Origin of the sequence: Desulfofundulus salinus (genome assembly GCF_003627965.1) — a bacterium.
Lineage (GTDB): Bacteria > Bacillota > Desulfotomaculia > Desulfotomaculales > Desulfovirgulaceae > Desulfofundulus > Desulfofundulus salinus.
In genome coordinates, this window is sequence record NZ_RBWE01000001.1 from 457195 (window position 1) to 475884 (window position 18690).

Annotated in this window: 36 protein-coding genes; all 36 read left to right on the forward strand. The window is 57.4% G+C overall.

Features of this window, described 5'->3' with window-relative positions; genetic code table 11:
• Positions 1-2: 2 nt before the first annotated feature.
• The 36 genes from tuf (at position 3) to D7024_RS02505 (ending at position 18688) form a co-directional block, all read left to right on the forward strand.
• On the forward strand, positions 3-1205 hold the full coding sequence (gene tuf / locus D7024_RS02330; RefSeq protein WP_121450360.1) for an elongation factor Tu: 1203 nt from the start codon (positions 3-5) through the stop codon (positions 1203-1205).
• Positions 1206-1225: 20 nt separating this feature from the next.
• Positions 1226-1282 (forward strand): hypothetical protein, encoded by a 57-nt coding sequence (locus D7024_RS15320; protein WP_243113815.1) that lies wholly within the window; start codon positions 1226-1228, stop codon positions 1280-1282.
• Positions 1283-1398: 116 nt separating this feature from the next.
• Entirely contained in the window at positions 1399-1707 is a 309-nt protein-coding gene (gene rpsJ, locus D7024_RS02340) for a 30S ribosomal protein S10 (protein WP_013824064.1), read from the forward strand.
• A gap of 15 nt (positions 1708-1722) precedes the next feature.
• On the forward strand, positions 1723-2352 hold the full coding sequence (rplC, locus tag D7024_RS02345) for a 50S ribosomal protein L3 (protein ID WP_121450361.1): 630 nt from the start codon (positions 1723-1725) through the stop codon (positions 2350-2352).
• Positions 2353-2381: 29 nt separating this feature from the next.
• Complete coding sequence (gene rplD / locus D7024_RS02350) at positions 2382-3008, forward strand: 50S ribosomal protein L4 (protein WP_121450362.1); 627 nt, start codon at positions 2382-2384, stop codon at positions 3006-3008.
• The gene (rplW, locus tag D7024_RS02355) at positions 3005-3292 is read left to right on the forward strand and encodes a 50S ribosomal protein L23 (protein WP_121450363.1); all 288 of its coding nucleotides are present in this window, start codon (positions 3005-3007) and stop codon (positions 3290-3292) included. The genes rplD and rplW overlap by 4 nt, the downstream gene beginning before the upstream one ends.
• 56 nt (positions 3293-3348) lie before the next feature.
• The gene (gene rplB, locus D7024_RS02360) at positions 3349-4173 is read left to right on the forward strand and encodes a 50S ribosomal protein L2 (RefSeq protein ID WP_121450364.1); all 825 of its coding nucleotides are present in this window, start codon (positions 3349-3351) and stop codon (positions 4171-4173) included.
• A gap of 45 nt (positions 4174-4218) precedes the next feature.
• The gene (gene rpsS, locus D7024_RS02365; protein ID WP_013824059.1) at positions 4219-4503 is read left to right on the forward strand and encodes a 30S ribosomal protein S19; all 285 of its coding nucleotides are present in this window, start codon (positions 4219-4221) and stop codon (positions 4501-4503) included.
• Between the two features lie 18 nt (positions 4504-4521).
• Entirely contained in the window at positions 4522-4857 is a 336-nt protein-coding gene (rplV, locus tag D7024_RS02370) for a 50S ribosomal protein L22 (RefSeq protein WP_072868780.1), read from the forward strand.
• A 15-nt stretch (positions 4858-4872) separates the two neighbouring features.
• A complete protein-coding gene (gene rpsC, locus D7024_RS02375) occupies positions 4873-5562 on the forward strand; it encodes a 30S ribosomal protein S3 (RefSeq protein WP_121450365.1) in 690 nt (229 codons plus the stop codon).
• Positions 5540-5968: a 50S ribosomal protein L16 gene (gene rplP / locus D7024_RS02380; protein ID WP_121450366.1), complete on the forward strand. Its 429-nt coding sequence runs from the start codon at positions 5540-5542 to the stop codon at positions 5966-5968. The genes rpsC and rplP overlap by 23 nt, the downstream gene beginning before the upstream one ends.
• Positions 5958-6161 carry a 50S ribosomal protein L29 gene (gene rpmC, locus D7024_RS02385; protein ID WP_013824055.1) on the forward strand — a complete coding sequence of 68 codons (204 nt, stop codon included), beginning with the start codon at positions 5958-5960 and terminating at the stop codon, positions 6159-6161. The genes rplP and rpmC overlap by 11 nt, the downstream gene beginning before the upstream one ends.
• A gap of 18 nt (positions 6162-6179) precedes the next feature.
• Positions 6180-6443, forward strand: a complete 264-nt coding sequence (gene rpsQ / locus D7024_RS02390; protein ID WP_013824054.1) for a 30S ribosomal protein S17 — start codon at positions 6180-6182, stop codon at positions 6441-6443.
• A gap of 29 nt (positions 6444-6472) precedes the next feature.
• Positions 6473-6841, forward strand: a complete 369-nt coding sequence (gene rplN / locus D7024_RS02395; protein ID WP_072868783.1) for a 50S ribosomal protein L14 — start codon at positions 6473-6475, stop codon at positions 6839-6841.
• A 25-nt stretch (positions 6842-6866) separates the two neighbouring features.
• Positions 6867-7187: a 50S ribosomal protein L24 gene (rplX, locus tag D7024_RS02400; protein ID WP_121450367.1), complete on the forward strand. Its 321-nt coding sequence runs from the start codon at positions 6867-6869 to the stop codon at positions 7185-7187.
• Positions 7188-7204: 17 nt separating this feature from the next.
• Positions 7205-7747: a 50S ribosomal protein L5 gene (gene rplE / locus D7024_RS02405; RefSeq protein WP_121450368.1), complete on the forward strand. Its 543-nt coding sequence runs from the start codon at positions 7205-7207 to the stop codon at positions 7745-7747.
• A 63-nt stretch (positions 7748-7810) separates the two neighbouring features.
• A complete protein-coding gene (locus tag D7024_RS02410; protein WP_013824050.1) occupies positions 7811-7996 on the forward strand; it encodes a type Z 30S ribosomal protein S14 in 186 nt (61 codons plus the stop codon).
• A gap of 19 nt (positions 7997-8015) precedes the next feature.
• On the forward strand, positions 8016-8414 hold the full coding sequence (gene rpsH, locus D7024_RS02415; protein WP_121450369.1) for a 30S ribosomal protein S8: 399 nt from the start codon (positions 8016-8018) through the stop codon (positions 8412-8414).
• A 15-nt stretch (positions 8415-8429) separates the two neighbouring features.
• Positions 8430-8981 (forward strand): 50S ribosomal protein L6, encoded by a 552-nt coding sequence (gene rplF, locus D7024_RS02420; RefSeq protein WP_121450370.1) that lies wholly within the window; start codon positions 8430-8432, stop codon positions 8979-8981.
• 15 nt (positions 8982-8996) lie between these two features.
• Positions 8997-9365, forward strand: a complete 369-nt coding sequence (gene rplR, locus D7024_RS02425; RefSeq protein WP_121450371.1) for a 50S ribosomal protein L18 — start codon at positions 8997-8999, stop codon at positions 9363-9365.
• 20 nt (positions 9366-9385) lie between these two features.
• Positions 9386-9886: a 30S ribosomal protein S5 gene (gene rpsE, locus D7024_RS02430; protein WP_013824046.1), complete on the forward strand. Its 501-nt coding sequence runs from the start codon at positions 9386-9388 to the stop codon at positions 9884-9886.
• Positions 9887-9898: 12 nt separating this feature from the next.
• On the forward strand, positions 9899-10078 hold the full coding sequence (gene rpmD, locus D7024_RS02435) for a 50S ribosomal protein L30 (RefSeq protein ID WP_013824045.1): 180 nt from the start codon (positions 9899-9901) through the stop codon (positions 10076-10078).
• A 50-nt stretch (positions 10079-10128) separates the two neighbouring features.
• Entirely contained in the window at positions 10129-10575 is a 447-nt protein-coding gene (gene rplO, locus D7024_RS02440; RefSeq protein WP_121450372.1) for a 50S ribosomal protein L15, read from the forward strand.
• Complete coding sequence (gene secY / locus D7024_RS02445; RefSeq protein ID WP_121450373.1) at positions 10576-11841, forward strand: preprotein translocase subunit SecY; 1266 nt, start codon at positions 10576-10578, stop codon at positions 11839-11841. It begins immediately after the preceding gene.
• A gap of 16 nt (positions 11842-11857) precedes the next feature.
• Positions 11858-12604, forward strand: a complete 747-nt coding sequence (gene map / locus D7024_RS02450) for a type I methionyl aminopeptidase (RefSeq protein ID WP_121450374.1) — start codon at positions 11858-11860, stop codon at positions 12602-12604.
• Between the two features lie 15 nt (positions 12605-12619).
• Positions 12620-12976, forward strand: a complete 357-nt coding sequence (locus D7024_RS02455) for a KOW domain-containing RNA-binding protein (RefSeq protein WP_121450375.1) — start codon at positions 12620-12622, stop codon at positions 12974-12976.
• Between the two features lie 5 nt (positions 12977-12981).
• Positions 12982-13206, forward strand: a complete 225-nt coding sequence (gene infA, locus D7024_RS02460) for a translation initiation factor IF-1 (RefSeq protein ID WP_013824040.1) — start codon at positions 12982-12984, stop codon at positions 13204-13206.
• 31 nt (positions 13207-13237) lie between these two features.
• The gene (rpmJ, locus tag D7024_RS02465; RefSeq protein ID WP_013824039.1) at positions 13238-13351 is read left to right on the forward strand and encodes a 50S ribosomal protein L36; all 114 of its coding nucleotides are present in this window, start codon (positions 13238-13240) and stop codon (positions 13349-13351) included.
• Positions 13352-13370: 19 nt separating this feature from the next.
• Positions 13371-13742 (forward strand): 30S ribosomal protein S13, encoded by a 372-nt coding sequence (gene rpsM, locus D7024_RS02470; RefSeq protein WP_121450376.1) that lies wholly within the window; start codon positions 13371-13373, stop codon positions 13740-13742.
• Between the two features lie 16 nt (positions 13743-13758).
• On the forward strand, positions 13759-14148 hold the full coding sequence (gene rpsK / locus D7024_RS02475; protein WP_013824037.1) for a 30S ribosomal protein S11: 390 nt from the start codon (positions 13759-13761) through the stop codon (positions 14146-14148).
• Between the two features lie 19 nt (positions 14149-14167).
• Entirely contained in the window at positions 14168-14794 is a 627-nt protein-coding gene (gene rpsD / locus D7024_RS02480) for a 30S ribosomal protein S4 (protein ID WP_121450377.1), read from the forward strand.
• A gap of 51 nt (positions 14795-14845) precedes the next feature.
• The gene (locus tag D7024_RS02485; RefSeq protein ID WP_121450378.1) at positions 14846-15793 is read left to right on the forward strand and encodes a DNA-directed RNA polymerase subunit alpha; all 948 of its coding nucleotides are present in this window, start codon (positions 14846-14848) and stop codon (positions 15791-15793) included.
• Positions 15794-15807: 14 nt separating this feature from the next.
• Entirely contained in the window at positions 15808-16146 is a 339-nt protein-coding gene (gene rplQ / locus D7024_RS02490) for a 50S ribosomal protein L17 (protein WP_013824034.1), read from the forward strand.
• The gene (locus tag D7024_RS02495; protein WP_121450379.1) at positions 16139-17008 is read left to right on the forward strand and encodes an energy-coupling factor transporter ATPase; all 870 of its coding nucleotides are present in this window, start codon (positions 16139-16141) and stop codon (positions 17006-17008) included. The genes rplQ and D7024_RS02495 overlap by 8 nt, the downstream gene beginning before the upstream one ends.
• Positions 17005-17865: an energy-coupling factor transporter ATPase gene (locus D7024_RS02500; RefSeq protein WP_013824032.1), complete on the forward strand. Its 861-nt coding sequence runs from the start codon at positions 17005-17007 to the stop codon at positions 17863-17865. Before D7024_RS02495 ends, D7024_RS02500 begins: the two co-directional genes overlap by 4 nt.
• A gap of 22 nt (positions 17866-17887) precedes the next feature.
• The gene (locus D7024_RS02505) at positions 17888-18688 is read left to right on the forward strand and encodes an energy-coupling factor transporter transmembrane component T family protein (protein WP_121450380.1); all 801 of its coding nucleotides are present in this window, start codon (positions 17888-17890) and stop codon (positions 18686-18688) included.
• The last annotated feature ends 2 nt before the right edge of the window (positions 18689-18690 follow it).

Sequence of the window (18690 nt, forward strand, 5' to 3'; positions counted from 1 at the left end):
TCATGGCCAAGGCCAAATTTGAGCGGACCAAACCCCACGTAAACGTTGGGACGATTGGACACGTTGACCACGGGAAGACCACATTGACGGCAGCCATCACCACGGTGCTGGCCACGGTGGGCAAGGCACAGGTCAAGAAATACGAAGAGATCGACAACGCTCCGGAAGAGCGGGAGCGGGGGATTACCATTAACACCGCCCACGTGGAATACGAGACCGAAAAGAGGCACTACGCCCACGTGGACTGCCCGGGCCACGCCGACTACGTGAAGAACATGATCACGGGTGCGGCCCAGATGGACGGGGCGATTCTGGTGGTATCGGCGGCGGACGGTCCCATGCCCCAGACCCGGGAGCACATTTTGCTGGCCCGGCAGGTGGGCGTGCCCTACATTGTGGTGTACCTGAACAAGGCGGACATGGTGGACGACCCGGAACTTTTGGAACTGGTGGAGATGGAAGTGCGGGAACTTCTGTCCACCTATGAATTTCCGGGAGACGACGTACCGGTGATCACCGGTTCGGCGTTAAAGGCTTTGGAATGCGGCTGCGGCAAGCGGGAGTGCGAATGGTGTAAATCCATCTGGGAACTGATGGATGCGGTGGACGAATACATTCCCACGCCGGAGCGGGACATTGACAAACCCTTCCTGATGCCCATTGAGGACGTGTTCAGCATCACCGGTCGCGGTACGGTGGTAACGGGCCGTGTAGAGCGGGGCACGGTGAAGGTAGGCGACGAAGTAGAGATCGTAGGACTGATGGATAAGCCGAAGAAGACGGTGGTCACGGGAGTGGAGATGTTCCGGAAGATCCTGGACCGCGGGGAAGCCGGGGACAACATTGGGTGTCTATTGCGGGGCATCGACCGGAAGGAAGTGGAGCGTGGGATGGTGCTGGCGAAGCCCGGGAGCATCAAGCCGCACACCCACTTCAGCGCGGAAGTATACGTGTTGACCAAGGAAGAAGGTGGACGGCACACGCCGTTCTTTAACGGGTACCGGCCGCAGTTTTACTTCCGGACCACGGACGTGACGGGGACGATTACCCTGCCTGAAGGTGTGGAGATGGTGATGCCCGGGGACAACATCCGGCTGGAGATTAAGCTGATCACCCCCATTGCCATTGAGGAAGGGCTGCGCTTCGCCATTCGGGAAGGTGGTCGTACCGTCGGAGCCGGCGTGGTCACCTCGATTATCGAGTAAAGGAAGGGCTGCGCTTCGCCATTCGGGAAGGTGGTCGTACCGTCGGAGCCGGCGTGGTCACCTCGATTATCGAGTAAGCCAGCTAGAACGAGAAGTGGGAAGTGGAAAGTGGGGCCAGTAATGGAAAGCATCCCACATCCCACTTCCCATATTTACGAAAACCCCTTTGCCGGATTTGAAAGGAGGTAGACCCTTGAAAAAGCAAAAGATTCGCATCCGGCTCAAGGCCTACGATCACCACATGCTGGATCAGTCGGCCCAAAAGATTGTGGAGACCGCCCGGCGCACCGGTGCCCAGGTAGCCGGCCCTATTCCTTTGCCCACGGAGAAAAATATCTACACCATTTTGCGTTCACCCCACGTCAATAAGGACTCACGGGAGCAGTTTGAGATACGGACGCACAAGCGCTTGATTGATATCCTGGAACCTACGCCTAAAACCGTGGACGCCCTAATGCGCCTGGATCTGCCTGCCGGGGTGGACATTGAAATCAAGCTTTAGGAGGTGCTAAGGACCATGCCCAAGGGCATCCTCGGCCGTAAAGTCGGCATGACCCAGATCTTTAATGATGCCGGGCAGGCCATTCCCGTTACAGTCATCGAAGCCGGTCCCTGCGTAGTGGTGCAAAAGAAAACCCCCGACCGGGACGGATACAGCGCAATACAGCTGGGTTTTGGCGAAAAGCCCGAGCGTTTGGTCAACAAACCCTTAAAAGGGCATTTTGCTAAAGCCGGCGTGCGGCCATTGCGTTTTTTGCGGGAATTGCGCGTTGAAAATGTGGAAGATTACCAGGTGGGGCAAGAAATTAAGGCCGATGTCTTTGCCATCGGTGAAAGGGTGGATGTGGTCGGCACATCCAAGGGCCGCGGTTTTGCAGGCGGCATTAAACGCCACGGCTTTCACCGGGGACCCATGGCCCACGGCTCCAAGTACCACCGCCGGCCCGGCTCCCTGGGAGCGAAAGGACCGGCCCGGGTTTTCAAGGGAAGAAAGTTGCCCGGACATTACGGTGTAGAGCGGGTAACGGTGCAAAACCTGGAAGTAGTGCGGGTGGACCCGGAGAGAAATCTTTTGGCCGTGAAAGGATCTGTCCCTGGCCCCCGCGGGGGTCTTTTGCTGGTTAAGGAAACCGTTAAGGCCCGCTAGTAACCAGGCACCGGAAGGAGGAAAGCGTTATGCCTACAGTTGCCGTTTACAATATCAACGGGGACCAGGTGGGCGAAATCCATTTGCGGGACGATGTTTTCGGCGTCCCCGTGCATATGTCCGTGCTGCACGATGCCGTAGTCTGGCAACTGGCCGGGCGCCGTCTGGGAACCCATGATACCAAGACCCGTGCCGAGGTTCGGGGCGGCGGACGCAAACCCTGGCGCCAGAAAGGTACCGGCCGTGCCCGTCACGGCAGCATTCGTTCCCCCATCTGGCGGAAGGGCGGCATAGTTTTTGGTCCCCATCCCCGGGACTACAGTTACCGGTTGCCCCGCAAGGTGCGGCGTCTGGCACTGAAGTCCGCCCTGTCGGCCAAGGTGCAGGACGGCAAAATTTTGGTTTTGGAAGACCTGAAGTTGGAACAGCCCCGCACCAAGGATATGGTGCGCATTTTGGGGAATCTCAAGGTAAATGACAAGGCCCTGGTGGTTACAGCCGACCGGGAGGAAAACGTGATCAAGTCCGCCCGGAATATCCCCGGTATTAAACCCATGGCGGCCGATGGTCTTAATGTGTACGACCTTTTGGCACATAATACGCTGGTCATAACGAAGGACGCGGTGGCCAGAGTCCAGGAGGTGCTGGCCCAGTGAAAAATCCCCGGGATATTTTAAAGCGGCCGTTAATAACGGAGAAGAGCATGTCCCTGCTGGCCGACAACAAGTACACCTTTATCGTCGATCCCAATGCCAACAAGGTGGAAATTAAGAAAGCGGTAGAAGAACTGTTCAAGGTGAAAGTGGAAAAGGTAAACACCATGCGGGTTAAAGGGAAAACAAAACGGGTGCGGAATGTCGTTGGTCGCCGCCCCGACGTGAAAAAAGCCATCGTCACCCTGCGGAAAGGGGATAAGATCGAACTCTTTGAGGGTGTGTAAAACTTCCCTCCCCCCCATTCGGGTGCGCGGGCTCATTTTGGAAGGAGGGAAACCAGTTGGGTATTAAAAAGTTCAAGCCGACATCTCCCGGGCGGCGGTTTGTAACCGTATCGACCTTTGATGAAATCACCAAAACCGAACCGGAAAAATCCTTGCTGGTGCCGCTGAAGAAAAAGGCCGGCCGCAATTCCCAGGGCAGGATCACCGTAAGGCACCGGGGTGGCGGCCACAAGCGCATGTACCGGATCATTGACTTCAAGCGGAATAAGGACGGCATTCCGGCCAGGGTAGCCAGTATTGAATACGATCCCAACCGTTCGGCCCGTATTGCCCTGTTGCACTATGCAGACGGGGAAAAGCGCTACATCCTGGCTCCCGTGGGCCTGGAAGTGGGCATGACGGTTGTATCGGGTCCCGATGCCGACATCAAGGTGGGCAACACACTGCCCTTGCGGAATATCCCGGTGGGTACCCTGGTGCACAACCTTGAGCTCTATCCCGGCGGCGGCGGCCAGCTGGTGCGCTCGGCGGGTGCGGCGGCCCAGGTTATGGCCAAGGAAGGCAAGTATGCCCATATTCGTATGCCCTCGGGCGAAATGCGCCTGCTCCTTTTGGATTGTCGGGCCACCATCGGCCAGGTGGGCAATGTGGAGCATGAAAACATCACCATCGGTAAAGCTGGCCGCTCACGCTGGCTGGGCATCAGGCCGACTGTGCGCGGTGTGGTCATGAACCCGGTGGATCACCCCCACGGCGGCGGTGAAGGCCGTTCCCCCATTGGCCGTAACCCGGTTACTCCCTGGGGCAAACCAGCCCTGGGTGCCCGTACGCGGAAGAAGAAACCCAGCGATCGCCTGATCATCAAGAGAAGGGCGAAGTAATTCGGTAATCCGGGTAACAGCCGAAAGGAGGTAGGTGAAAAGGCTATGGGACGTTCTTTGAAAAAGGGCCCCTACTGCGATCCGAAGCTATTGAAAAAAATCGAGGAAATGAACGCTAAAGGGGAAAAGCGGGTCATCAAGACCTGGTCCCGCCGTTCAACCATTTTCCCGCAGATGATCGGTCATACTATTGCCGTACACGACGGCCGGAAACACGTTCCTATATATATTACCGAAGACATGGTGGGGCATAAGCTGGGTGAGTTTGCTCCCACCCGGTTGTTCCGGGGCCACGGTGCCCACACCGAAAGGTCCACGGCCCTGAAGTAATCATAAGGAGGGTTTGGGATGGAAGCCAGAGCAGTGGCCAGGTACGTGCGCATTTCGCCCCGCAAGGTACGCCAGGTGGTGGATCTCATCCGGGGGAAGGATGTGCGTGAGGCACTGGCTATCCTGAGGTTTACGCCTAAAAGGGCCGCGGTTCCGGTGGCCAAAGTAATTAAGTCGGCTGCGGCCAACGCCGAACACAACTACGATATGAATCCGGATAATCTCTATATTGCGGCGGCTTATGTGGATCAGGGGCCAACCTGGAAGCGTTACCAGGCCCGGGCCATGGGTCGGGCGGACCTGCTGCGCAGGCGGACCAGCCACATCACCGTGGTGGTCAAGGAAAAGGAATAGGAAAGGAGGAATAGCGTGGGACAGAAGGTACATCCCAAAGGGTTGCGCATTGGCATTATCAAAGACTGGGACGCTAAGTGGTTTGCCGATAAGAAGAATTTTGCCAGCCTGCTTTTAGAAGATGTAAGGATCCGCAGATATATCAAGCAAAAGCTTTATGCCGCCGGCATCTCCCGCATTGCCATTGAACGGGCAGCCAACCGCATCCGCATCAGCATTTATACGGCTAAGCCGGGGATTGTCATTGGCCGGGGCGGTGCGGAAGTGGAAAACCTGCGCCGGGAGCTGGAAAAAATGACGGGTAAGCAGGTGCACGTGAACATCGTGGAAATAAAAGTGCCCGAGCTGGACGCCCAGTTAGTGGCGGAGAACGTGGCCGCCCAGATCGAAAAGCGGGTTGCCTTCCGGCGGGCCATGAAACAGGCCGTGGCCCGGGCCATGAAGATGGGCGCCAAAGGGATCAAGGTTTCCGTCAGCGGCCGGCTGGCCGGAGCGGAGATTGCCCGTACCGAGTGGTACAGCGAGGGCAAGGTACCGCTGCACACCCTGCGGGCGGATATCGATTACGGCTTTGCCGAAGCGGATACCACTTACGGCAAGATCGGCATAAAGGTATGGATCTACAAGGGAGAAGTGCTGCCGGAGGCCAAGGCTGCGGCCGGTCAAGGAGGAGAGAAGGCCTATGCTCATGCCCAAGAGGGTTAAATATCGTAAACAGCACCGTGTAAGAGATCTGAGCGGCAGGGCCAAGGGGGGTACGGAGGTACACTTTGGCGAGTACGGGCTGATGGCTCTGGAGCCGGCCTGGATTACCAGCCGTCAAATTGAGGCCGCCCGTATTGCTATGACCCGCCACATTCGCCGGGGCGGGAAGGTGTGGATCAGAATATTCCCCGACAGGCCGGTAACCGCCAAGCCTGCCGAAACCCGGATGGGCAGCGGTAAAGGTGCTCCCGAGTACTGGGTGGCGGTCGTCAAACCCGGGCGGATACTGTTTGAACTGGCCGGTATTGACGAGGAGGTGGCCCGGGAAGCCATGCGCCTGGCCTCTCACAAGCTGCCCATTAAAACAAAGTTTGTCAAACGTGGGAGTGAGGCAAATGAAGGCTAAGGATTTGCGGGAACTATCCGATGAGGAGCTGGTCAAGAAGCTGGACGATTCCAAGGATGAACTCTTCAAGCTGCGGTTCCAACTGGCTACCAACCAGCTGGATAACCCCATGAAAATCAGGGAAGTGCGCCGGAACATTGCCCGTTTAAAGACTGTGCTCCGGGAGCGGGAGCTGGGCATCCGGCGGGCCTAACGAAAGGGGAGTCACGAGGTGGAAGTTCGTAAACAGCGAAAAGTCCGGACGGGCCGCGTGGTTAGCGATAAAATGGACAAAACGGTAGTGGTGGCGGTGGAAACCCTGGTGCGGCACCCGCTCTACCAGCGCACCATTCGCAAGACCAAGAAGTTTAAAGCCCATGACGAGGAAAATGCCTGCCGTGTCGGGGACAAGGTGCGCATTATGGAAACCCGGCCCCTTTCGAAAGAAAAGCGCTGGCGGGTGGTTGAAATCCTGGAACGGGCTGAACGGATTTAATAAACCCTTGCGAAGGGAGGTTAAAGCCGATGATCCAGGTACAGTCAATGCTCAACGTCGCCGACAACACCGGTGCCCGCCGCTTGATGTGCATTCGCGTGCTCGGCGGCAGCATGCGCCGTTATGCCAGTTTGGGAGATGAAATCATTTGTTCCGTCAAGGAGGCTACGCCCGGCGGCGTTGTAAAGAAGGGCGATGTGGTGCGGGCGGTGGTTGTGCGGACCAACAAGGAAGTGCGCCGCCCGGACGGTTCATATATTAAATTTGACGAAAACGCTGCGGTGATTATCAAGGACGACAAGAGCCCCCGGGGCACCCGTATCTTCGGACCTGTGGCCCGGGAATTACGGGATCGGGACTTCATGAAGATTATTTCCCTGGCTCCGGAGGTAATTTAGCCGGGGAAGCTGGAGGTGGGTCAGGATGCCCAAGTTACACGTGCGCAAAGGCGATACAGTGCTTGTGTTGACCGGCAAATATGCCGGCAAAAGAGGCAAGGTATTGGCGGCATTACCGGCTGAAGGGCGGGTAATTGTGGAGGGCGTGAATATCGTGAAGCGCCATACCAGGCCCAGCCCGCGCATGCCCCAGGGAGGCATCGTGGAGAAGGAAGCTCCCATCCACGCCTCCAACGTCATGCTGGTCTGCAGCAAGTGCAACAGCCCAACCCGCATAGCTAAAAAGTTTTTGGAGGACGGCAAAAAGGTGCGGGTATGTAAAAAATGCGGGGAAGAACTAGGCTAAAAGGCAGGTGAAAAAGCGTGCCGAGACTTAAAGATAAATATAAAAACGAAGTAGTCAAGGCCATGATGCAGAAGTTTGGTTATAAAAACGTGATGGAGGTACCCAGGCTGGAAAAGGTGGTCATCAACATGGGGGTGGGTGAGGCCACCCATAACAGCAAGGCCATGGACGCGGCGGTCAGCGATCTGGCCACTATCACCGGCCAGCGTCCAGTGATCACCCGGGCCAAGAAATCCATTGCCGCCTTTAAAGTACGCCAGGGGATGACCGTGGGGTGCAAAGTGACCCTGCGGGGAGACCGCATGTATGAGTTTATCGACAAGCTTTTCAACGTGGCCCTCCCCAGGGTGCGGGACTTCCGGGGGGTTTCGCCCAAGTCCTTTGACGGCCGCGGCAATTATAGCCTGGGCATCCGGGAGCAGCTGATCTTCCCCGAAATCGAATATGATAAGATCGATAAAGTGCGGGGAATGGACATCATCTTTGTAACCACGGCCAAAACCGACGAGGAGGCGCGGGAACTCTTGCGCCTGCTGGGCATGCCTTTTGCGGCCGCCTGAGCGGAAACAACTTCGAACGATTATGGCAAAGCAGGTAAGAATCGTATATAAGGGGGGACTCAAGTGGCCAAAAAATCGATGATCGCCAAGGCAATGCGCGAACCCAAATTCAAGGTACGCCAGCACAACCGCTGCAAGCTCTGCGGTCGTCCCCGGGCGTACATGCGCAAGTTCGGCATTTGCCGCATCTGTTTCCGGGTTCTTGCTTACCGCGGCGAGATTCCCGGCGTTCGTAAGGCCAGCTGGTAAAGAGGAAGGGGGTATTGCCATGGTTATGACCGACCCGATCGCGGACTTTCTCACCCGTATTCGCAATGCCAATACGGTTTATCTCGATAAAGTGGAGGCCCCTGCTTCCCGCTTGAAGAAGGCCATTGCCGACATTCTCAAGGAAGAGGGCCTGATTAAGGATTATGAAGTGATCGACGACGGCAAGCAGGGCGTCATCCGCGTATATTTGAAGTACGGCCCTGACAAAAAACGGGTAATTACCGGATTGAAACGGATCTCCAGGCCGGGACTACGGGTCTATGCCCGCAAGGATTCTATCCCGAAGGTGCTGGGTGGCCTGGGTATTGCCATCCTGTCCACCTCCAAGGGCATTATGACCGACAAGAAGGCCCGGAAACTGGGTGTGGGCGGCGAAGTAATCTGTTACGTTTGGTAGGAGGAGGGAAGGCTTGTGTCCAGGATCGGCAAAAAGCCCATTGCCCTGCCCCAGGGGGTTGATGTGCAAATAGAAGGCAATACCGTGCGCATAAAGGGGCCAAAGGGCCAGCTGGAGCGGGAATTCCACCGGGATATGCGCATCCGTCTGGACGAGGAGGGGCGCCTGGTGGTGGAACGTCCCTCGGACGAAAAGCTCCACCGGTCTCTGCACGGTTTGACCCGCACCCTGCTGTACAACATGGTGGAAGGAGTGACCAGGGGGTTTTCAAAAACCCTGGAGCTGGTCGGCGTGGGTTACCGGGCCACCAAGCAGGGTAACAAGCTGGTGCTGTCGGTGGGCTATTCCCACCCGGTTGAAATTGTCCCCCCGCCGGGGCTGGAGATAGAAGTCCCCGCGCCAACTAAAATTGTGGTCAAGGGAACGGACAAAGAAAAGGTTGGCGCCCTGGCTGCGGTTATCCGCGGTGTACGGGAGCCGGAACCCTACAAGGGCAAGGGCATTAAGTACGAAAACGAACAAATCCGGCGCAAGGCCGGTAAGGCTGGCGGTAAAGGTAAGAAGTAGGGAGGCTTGATTGCTTTGATTAAGAAACCGGATCGCAAGGCATTGCGGGCCAAGAGACATTTACGGGTACGCAAGAAGATCTCCGGTACCGCCGAGCGCCCCAGGTTGAATGTCTTCCGGAGCTTAAAGCACATGTATGCCCAGATTATTGACGACGAGCGGGGAATTACCCTGGTCAGCGCTTCGACCCTTTCCCCCGAATTGAGGGAGCAGCTCAAAGCAGGTGGCAACAAGGAAGCAGCTGCCGCGGTGGGCCGCCTGGTGGCCCAGAAAGCCCTGGAGCGCGGGATTAAGAAAGTGGTTTTTGATCGGGCTGGATATATTTACCACGGCCGGGTGAAGGCTTTAGCCGAGGCCGCCCGGGAAGCCGGTCTGGAATTCTAGGTGACGAAGGAGGGAAACGGGTGACCAGGATTGACGCCAGTAAGCTGGAGCTTACCGAGAAAGTAGTATCCATTAACCGCGTGGCCAAGGTGGTCAAAGGCGGACGGCGCTTTAGTTTTTCAGCCCTGGTGGTGGTGGGCGATGGCAACGGCCGGGTCGGCGCCGGGCTGGGCAAGGCCGGCGAGGTGCCCGAGGCCATTCGCAAGGGCATTGAGGATGCCAAGAAAAACATGATCCAGGTGCCCTTATCTGGCACCACCATTCCCCATGAAGTGATTGGTGAATTTGGTGCTGGCAAGGTGCTGTTAAAACCGGCTGCCCCCGGTACCGGTGTAATTGCCGGCGGTCCCGTACGGGCGATTTTGGAGTGTGCCGGGATCCGGGACATCCTCACCAAGTCCCTGGGTTCGCACAACGCCAACAACATGGTTCATGCTACCATGGTGGCATTAAAGAGCCTGAAGACCCCGGAAGAGGTGGCCCGGCTGCGGGGTAAAACGGTGGAAGAATTACTGGGCTAAGGGGGTAAGAACATGGCCAAGTTGAAGATTACCCTGATCAGAAGTCTCATCGGTCGCCCCGAAGACCAGCGCGTAACCGTACGCACTCTGGGCCTGCGCAAACTGCACAGCTCGGTAGTTCAAAACGATACGCCGCAGATACGGGGCATGATTAACAAAGTATCCCACCTGGTCAAGGTCGAGGAAGTCTAAACGACGGGTACGGACGGCCTTTCGACCAGCAACCAACTGGAGGTGTAATTGTGGCTCAACTGCACGACCTGCGTCCCAACCCGGGGGCGCGTACCAAACCAACCCGCAAGGGGCAGGGTATCGGTTCCGGGTTAGGAAAAACGGCCGGCCGGGGGCACAAGGGACAAAAGGCGCGTTCCGGCGGCGGGGTGAGGCCCGGTTTTGAAGGCGGCCAGATGCCCCTGCAGCGGCGCATACCCAAGCGGGGTTTTACCAACGCGCGCTTTAAGAAGGAGATAGTGGCCGTAAATATTGATGTTTTAAACCGTTTTGAAGACGGTGCGGTAATAACGCCGGAAACGCTCCTGTCGGAACGGATAATCAAAAAGCTGGGTGATGGAGTAAAGATCCTGGGCGAAGGGCAGCTGGAAAAGGCGCTCACCGTGCGGGCCCACGCCTTCAGCAAATCGGCGGTGGAAAAGATTGAAGCTGCCGGCGGCAAGGCTGAGGTGATCTAGGTGCTGGACAGCCTCAAAAGTGCCGTCAGGATTGATGAGCTGCGTTCAAAACTTCTCTTTACCCTGGCCATGCTCTTTGTTTTCCGCATCGGCGCTCATATTCCCGTGCCGGGGGTCAACACCGAAGTTTTTGCGAAACTGCTGGAAACGGGAGCCCTTTTCGGCTTCTTTGACGTGATCTCCGGTGGAGCCTTCAAAAATTTTTCTATCTTTGCCATGAGTATTACACCTTACATTAACGCTTCCATCATCATGCAGCTTCTGACGGTGGTCATTCCCTCCCTGGAGCGGCTGGCCAAGGAAGGGGAAGAGGGCCGGAAAAAAATCGTCCAGTACACCCGCTACCTCACCGTCGTGCTGGCGTTTGTCCAGGCTATCGGTATCAGCTTCGCCCTGCGCAACCAGAATGTGCTGGTGAGCCCCACCGTCGGTCACTACCTCCTGGTGGCCCTGACCCTGACCGCCGGGACGGCCTTCCTGATGTGGATCGGGGAGCAGATTACCGAAAAGGGCATTGGCAACGGCATCTCGCTTTTGATCTTTGCCGGTATTGTCTCCCGGGTTCCGGCGGGCGTTGTGCGGGTGGTGGAGTACCTGCAGGCCGGGACAATCAACATCTTGAGCGTGATCCTGCTCGTGGTCATTGGCGCACTGGTCATTGCCGCCATTGTGGCCGTCAATGAGGGGCAGCGGCGCATTCCCGTGCAGTACGCCAAGCGCGTGGTGGGACGCCGGATATACGGCGGGCAGTCCACTCACCTGCCCTTGAGGGTGAACCAGGCCGGCGTTATCCCGGTGATCTTTGCTTCTTCCATTTTGATGTTTCCGGAACAGCTTGCCACCTGGTTTCAAAACACCTGGTTCGGCAACTGGTACCTGGCCTATTTTGCCTGGGGTACGCCCATACACACCATCATTTACGCCCTTTTGGTGATTGGCTTTACCTATTTCTACACGGCAGTGATCATGAACCCGGTGGATATTGCTGAAAACATCAAGAAGTACGGCGGCTTCATCCCGGGCATCCGGCCCGGACGCCCCACGGCCGAGTATATCAGCCGGGTCATGAGCCGGGTAACTCTGGCGGGGGCTATTTTCCTGGCCTTGATTGCCATCCTGCCGAACTTTGTCCTGCTGGCTACCCGCATCCCCCAGATTTACTTTGGCGGCACCGCCCTGTTGATTGTGGTTGGGGTGGCCCTGGATACCATGAAGCAGGTTGAATCACACATGTTGATGCGCAGCTACCAGGGTTTTATCAGGTAGGGAGATGACCTTTATAATGATCATGATTAAATCGCAGCGGGAACTGCGCTACATGCGCGACGCCGGCCGCGTGGTGGCGGGTGTCCTGGGCGAGCTCTCCCGGGCCATTAAACCGGGGGTGACCACCGCAGAACTGGACCGTCTGGCTGAGGACTTTATCCTGGCCCGGGGTGCCAGGCCCGCGTTCAAGGGCCTCTATGGTTTTCCGGCCAGCATCTGCACCTCGGTCAACGAGCAGGTGGTGCACGGTATCCCCGGTTTAAGAAAACTGGAAAGTGGAGATATTATCAGTATTGACGTCGGAGCGGAAATAAATGGATATTTTGGGGACGGTGCAGCCACCTTTCCGGTAGGTGAGGTTTCCCCGGAGGCAAAAAAACTGCTGGCCGTAACCGAAGAAGCTTTGTACGAAGGTATTCGCTTTGCCCGGCAGGGTAACCGGCTGTCGGATATTTCCCATGCCGTACAGAGCTATGTGGAGAAACACGGGTTCTCTGTGGTCCGGGAATACGTGGGCCACGGTATTGGCCGGAGCATGCATGAGGAGCCACAGGTGCCCAACTTCGGAAAGCCGGGACGGGGTCCCAGGCTGAAGGCGGGAATGACTTTAGCCATTGAACCGATGGTCAATGCGGGTACCCATGAGGTACGCACCCTTGGGGACAACTGGACGGTGGTAACCGGGGATTCCAGGCTATCGGCCCATTTCGAGCACACCGTTGCCATCACCGATGGTGAGCCGGAGATCCTTACCCGGTTGTAACTGGAGGTGATCCCGGTGAAGGATTATTTTACGCCGGGCCGGCTGGTGAGCTCTACTGCCGGCCGGGATTGCGGCAAATTTTACCTCATTCTCGACCGCGTCAACGAGACAAGGGTACGGGTGGTCAATGGGGCGGACCGCAAGGTAAGCGGGCCGAAGTTGAAAAATATTAAGCATCTAAAAGTTTATCCCCTGGTGGCCGGCGATATTGCCCACAAGGTAAGCACCGGCCAGCGGGTTACCGATCTGGATGTCCGCAGGGCGATCAAGGAACTGCTGGAAACTTACGGGCAGGCAACACCTGAGCAAAGCAAACCATCGGACGGAAAACTGGAGCTAAAGCTAAACGGCTCCGGAAAGGAGGTTGGCTAAAGCCCATGTCCAAACAGGAAAAGGATGTTATTGAAGTTGAGGGCACTGTGATTGAGCCACTTCCCAATGCCATGTTTCGCGTCGAATTGCAGAACGGCCATAAAGTTTTAGCTCACGTTTCGGGGAAAATCCGCATGAACTTTATCCGCATTTTACCCGGTGACCGGGTGCTGGTGGAACTGTCACCCTATGATTTAAGCCGTGGTCGGATTGTTTACCGTTATAAATAAGGTGATGGTCCGGGCAAAGGAGGTTTAACAAATGAAAGTGCGCCCGTCGGTAAAACCCATTTGTGAGAAATGCAAGGTTATCCGCCGTCATGGTAAAGTGATGGTCATCTGCGAAAATCCCAAGCATAAGCAAAAACAAGGTTAATGGAGGTGTGTTTTCACGCATGGCTCGTATTGCAGGGGTTGACCTGCCCAGGGATAAACGGGTAGAGATCGCCCTGACCTATATTTACGGCATCGGCAGGCCCACATCCAAGAAAATCCTGGCCCAGACAGGAATTAACCCCGATATCCGGGTGCGCAACCTCACCGAAGACGAGGTTAACCGTTTAAGGGACGTCATTGAGAAGAACTACCGGGTGGAGGGCGATCTCCGCCGGGAAGTGGCCATGAATATTAAGCGACTCATCGAAATCGGCTGCTACAGGGGCTTGCGTCACCGCCGGGGCCTCCCGGTACGGGGCCAGCGCACAAAAACCAACGCCCGGACGCGCAAGGGTCCGCGGAAAACTGTGGGTGTGCGGCGGAAGAAATAAAGGGGGGTAAGGTAAAATGGCCAGAAAAGCAGCACGTACTAAAAGGCGGGAGCGCAAGAATATAGAACACGGAGTGGCCCACATCCGTTCTACTTTTAATAATACCATCGTGACCATAACCGACACGCGGGGTAACGCCATTTCCTGGGCCAGTGCCGGGACCGTGGGGTTCAAGGGTTCCCGGAAGAGCACGCCATTTGCCGCCCAGATGGCCGCCGAGGCGGCAGCCAGGGAGGCCATGGAACACGGCATGAAAACGGTAGAAGTGATGGTCAAGGGCCCGGGGGCGGGTCGGGAAGCGGCCATTCGCTCCCTGCAGGCGGCGGGGCTGGAAGTAAGCCTGATTAAAGACGTTACACCCATTCCCCATAATGGATGCCGGCCACCAAAGCGCCGGAGAGTTTAAGGAGGTATCAAGGAAATAGATGGCCAGATACACAGGTCCGCAATGCCGGCTGTGTCGCCGTGAGGGAATTAAGCTTTACTTGAAAGGGGATCGCTGCTACACGGGCAAGTGTGCCATTGACCGGCGGCCCTATGCACCGGGCGCCCACGGGCAGGCGCGCCGCAAGATCAGCGAATACGGTTTGCAGTTGCGGGAAAAACAAAAGGCCCGCCGTATCTACGGGGTGCTGGAAACCCAGTTTCGCAATTACTTTGAACGTGCCGAGCGCCAGCCGGGGATTACCGGCGAAAACCTGCTCCGTTTGTTGGAACGGCGCCTGGACAATGTTGTCTATCGTTTGGGACTGGCCGCGTCCCGCATGGAGGCCAGGCAACTGGTGCGCCACGGCCACTTTACCGTCAACGGGCGGAAGGTGGATATCCCTTCCTACCTGGTGCGGGTTGGCGACGTCATTGCCGTACGGGAAAAGAGCAAGGACTCCCCGCGCATCAAGGAATTGATGGAGCGGGCAGCCGACAGGACACCCCCGCCCTGGCTGGAGTATGACGAGAATCAGGCACAAGGTCGCGTGGTGGCCCTCCCAACCAGGGACCAGATTGACACTCCCGTGCAGGAACACCTGATTGTGGAGCTGTACTCCAGGTAATGGCCTTGGTAAACTCTTATGGCCGGAACCGGCACTTGAGGGGGTTGCCGTATGCTGGAAATTGAGAAGCCCAAAATTGAGTGCGTGGAAAGCAGTCCTGATAATACCTACGCCAGGTTTGTGGTGGAACCTCTGGAGAGGGGATATGGCATTACGCTGGGTAATTCCCTGCGGAGGATCCTGCTTTCATCCCTTCCCGGGGCGGCGGTTACCTCGGTAAAAATCGAGGGCGTACTGCACGAGTTTTCCACCATTCCCGGCGTACGGGAAGACGTGACCGACATCATTCTCAATCTGAAGAGCCTGTGCCTGAAGCTGCATACCGACGAGGAAAAGATCCTGCGGATTGAGGCCAAGGGGGAAGGGGAGGTCAGGGCCGGCGATATCATCCACGACCAGGATGTGGAGATTTTAAATCCCGACCTGCATATTGCCACCCTCGCCCCCAACGGCCGCCTGTTCATGGAAATTACCGTGGCCAAAGGGCGGGGCTATGTACCGGCGGAAAGGAATAAGAAGGGGGATCATATCATCGGCGTGATTCCCGTGGATTCCGTGTTCACCCCGGTACGTAAGGTCAATTACACGGTGGAAAACACCCGCGTGGGCCAGCGCACCGACTACGACAAGCTCACCCTGGAAGTGTGGACCGACGGCAGCATAAGGCCCGATGAGGCTACCAGCCTTTCGGCCAAAATTCTGGGTGAACACCTGCGCTTGTTCATCGGGCTCACCGAAGCGGTTAAAGATGTAGAAATAATGGTTGAAAAGGAAGAGGAAAAGAAGAACAAGATCCTGGAAATGACCATTGAAGAGCTGGATCTCTCCGTCCGTTCCTATAACTGCCTGAAGCGCGCGGGCATCAACACGGTGGAGGAACTGATCCAGCGCAACGAGGAAGATATGATGAAGGTGCGCAACCTGGGTAAGAAATCCCTGGAAGAAGTAATCAACAAGCTAAGTGAGCTGGGCCTGTCCCTGCGCAAAAGTGATGAATAAGGGGGGAGTAAAAAATGGCGTATCGGAAGCTGGGACGTAATACCGGTCACCGCCGGGCCATGCTCAGAAATCTGGTTACGTCCCTTTTCCGCGACAATCGCATCCAGACCACCGAACCCCGGGCTAAGGAAGTTAAAAGCATTGCCGATAAAATGGTTACCCTGGCTAAAAGGGGTGACCTGGCAGCCCGGCGTCAGGCGCTGGCTTACATCTACGATGAACGGGTGGTTCGCAAGCTCTTTAACGACCTGGCTCCCAGGTATGCCGACCGTCCGGGCGGCTATACCCGCATTATCAAGATGGGTTACCGCCGGGGCGATGCCGCACCCATGGTGATCCTCGAACTTGTGTAAGGCAGAGATTTCCATCCGGGGGTTGAGCCATATTTATCACCCGGGCCAGCCCGGGGAAAGAATTGCCCTACAAGACATTAACGGTGATATTCGCCAGGGGGAATTGCTGGCCATCATTGGCCCCAATGGTTCGGGCAAATCTACCCTGGCCCGTCACTTTAATGCCCTCCTCTTGCCGACCCGGGGAACCGTAACGGTGAACGGGCTATCTACAGCCGATCCGGCCAACCGGTGGGAGATCCGCTGCCGGGTGGGGATGGTCCTGCAAAACCCTGACAACCAGCTGGTGGCGGCGGTGGTGGAGGAAGATGTGGCCTTTGGTCCCGAAAATTTAGGCCTGCCCCCGGAAGAAGTGCGGCGGCGGGTCGACCGGGCCCTGGCTCTGGTCGGGCTTGGCGAGCAGCGGCTGCGCCCTCCCCACTCGCTTTCCGGTGGGCAGAAGCAGCGGCTGGCCATTGCCGGTGCTCTGGCCATGAAGCCGTCCTGCCTGGTACTGGACGAGCCTACGGCCATGCTGGATCCTGCCGGGAGGCGGGAGGTTATCCAGACGCTCTTAAGTTTGAACCGGGAGGAAGGCCTGACCGTAGTGCTGGTTACCCATTTTATGGAAGAGGCCGTCCTTGCGGACAGGGTCTGGGTCCTCTCCGGGGGCCGGCTGGTGCTGGAGGGAACACCGGCGCAGGTTTTCAGTCACCGGGAAGCCCTGCAAAAAATTGGCCTGGCCCTGCCCGGGCCGGCGGAACTGGCCTGGCGATTGCGCAACTCCGGGTGGCCCGTCCCTGACGGCATTCTGACTTTAGACGACTTGTTTGCCTGCCTGGCAGGTTTGCTTTTTGAAACTGAATGGGGGCAGCGGCAATGATCCTGGTGGAACACCTGACCCATATTTATGCCCCCGGTACTCCCCTTGCTCTGACATCCCTGGAGGATGTTTCCCTGCGTATAGAGGAAGGGGAATTTGTCGTTCTGGCCGGGGCTACCGGTTCGGGCAAAACCACCCTGGTCCAGCACTTCAACGGGCTGCTTTTGCCCACTGCCGGCCGGGTGCTGGTCGACGGCCGGGATACCCGGGATAAACTGGTGCGCCAGGATTTGTGGCGCACGGTGGGGTTGCTTTTTCAAAACCCGGAACAGCAGCTCTTTGAGGAGAATGTTTTTGCCGAGGTGGCCTTCGGGTGCCGCAATCTGGGCCTGGATGAGGGGACGATCGAGGTCAGGGTCCGCCGGGCACTGGAAATGGTGGGGCTGGATCCGGCTCAGTTTGGCACACTGTCACCCTTTGCTTTGAGCCAGGGCCAGCGGCGCCGGGTGGCCCTGGCCAGCGTGCTGGCCTACCGTCCCCGGGTATTAATCCTGGATGAGCCGACTTCCGGCCTGGACCCGGCCGGCAGGGAACAGATCTGGCAGCTCCTCAAGGCAATGCAACAGCACGACCATACGGTGGTGGTGATCACCCACCACATGGAAGATGCCGCCCGGTATGCGGACCGGGTGGTGGTGCTCCACCGGGGGAAAATATATTGCCAGGGACCGCCGCGCCAGGTTTTCGGCGATCCCGAAGGCCTGCGGGCGGTGGGGCTGGACGTCCCCATGCCCTGTGAGCTGATGTACCGTTTGCGGCAAAGGGGCCTGCCCGTTAGTACCGGCGTCCTGACCCTGGACGAGGCCGAGACGGAGCTCAAAAAACTGGTACCCCATGAGATGGATTCCAGTAAGTAAGCTTCATGGTGGGAAGTGAAATATGTTAAGCGGTATTACCCTCGGCCAGTATATCCCGGGGCGGTCCTTTGTCCACCGCCTGGATCCCCGGACCAAAATCCTTGCCTGTGCCGTGATGATCATGGCCGTGCTGGTATGCAACAAACCGGCGGGGTATGTCTTCCTGACCCTGGGCACACTGCTGGCCCTGGGGTTTGCCGGCACGTCCCCGCGCCTTCTGGTGGGCATCCTGCGCCCCTTTTGGATTATCCTCACGCTAACCCTGATTTTGCAGCTTTTTTTCACTCCCGGGCAGGCCCTGCTGGCCCTGGGACCCCTCCATGTAACCAGGGAAGGGCTGGTCCTGGGAGGACAAATCCTGTGGCGCCTAACCCTGTTAATTGTTTTCAGCTCGCTTTTAACCCTGACCACTTCTCCCCTGATGCTTACTGCCGCCCTGGAGAGTCTTTTGAAACCTCTGCAGCGGGCAGGGGTGCCGGCTTTCGACCTGGCCATGATGATGACCATTGCCCTGCGCTTTGTGCCCACGTTGCTGGAAGAGGCCCAGCAGATTATCAAGGCGCAGCAGTCCCGGGGGGCGGTTTTTACCCGGGGCGGTTGGCTCCAGCGCGTCCGGGGGCTGGTGCCTTTGCTGGTGCCCCTTTTTGCCGGAGCATTTCGCCGGGCGGAGGAACTGGCTACGGCCATGGAAATTCGCTGCTACCGGGTTGGGGCAAACCGCACCCGCATGCACCAGCTCCGCTATGAGTGGCGGGACTACGCCGTGCTGGCTGGGGTGGGGACGTTACTTCTGGCTATTTTGGCCTTGCGCTGGTGGGGATAGCC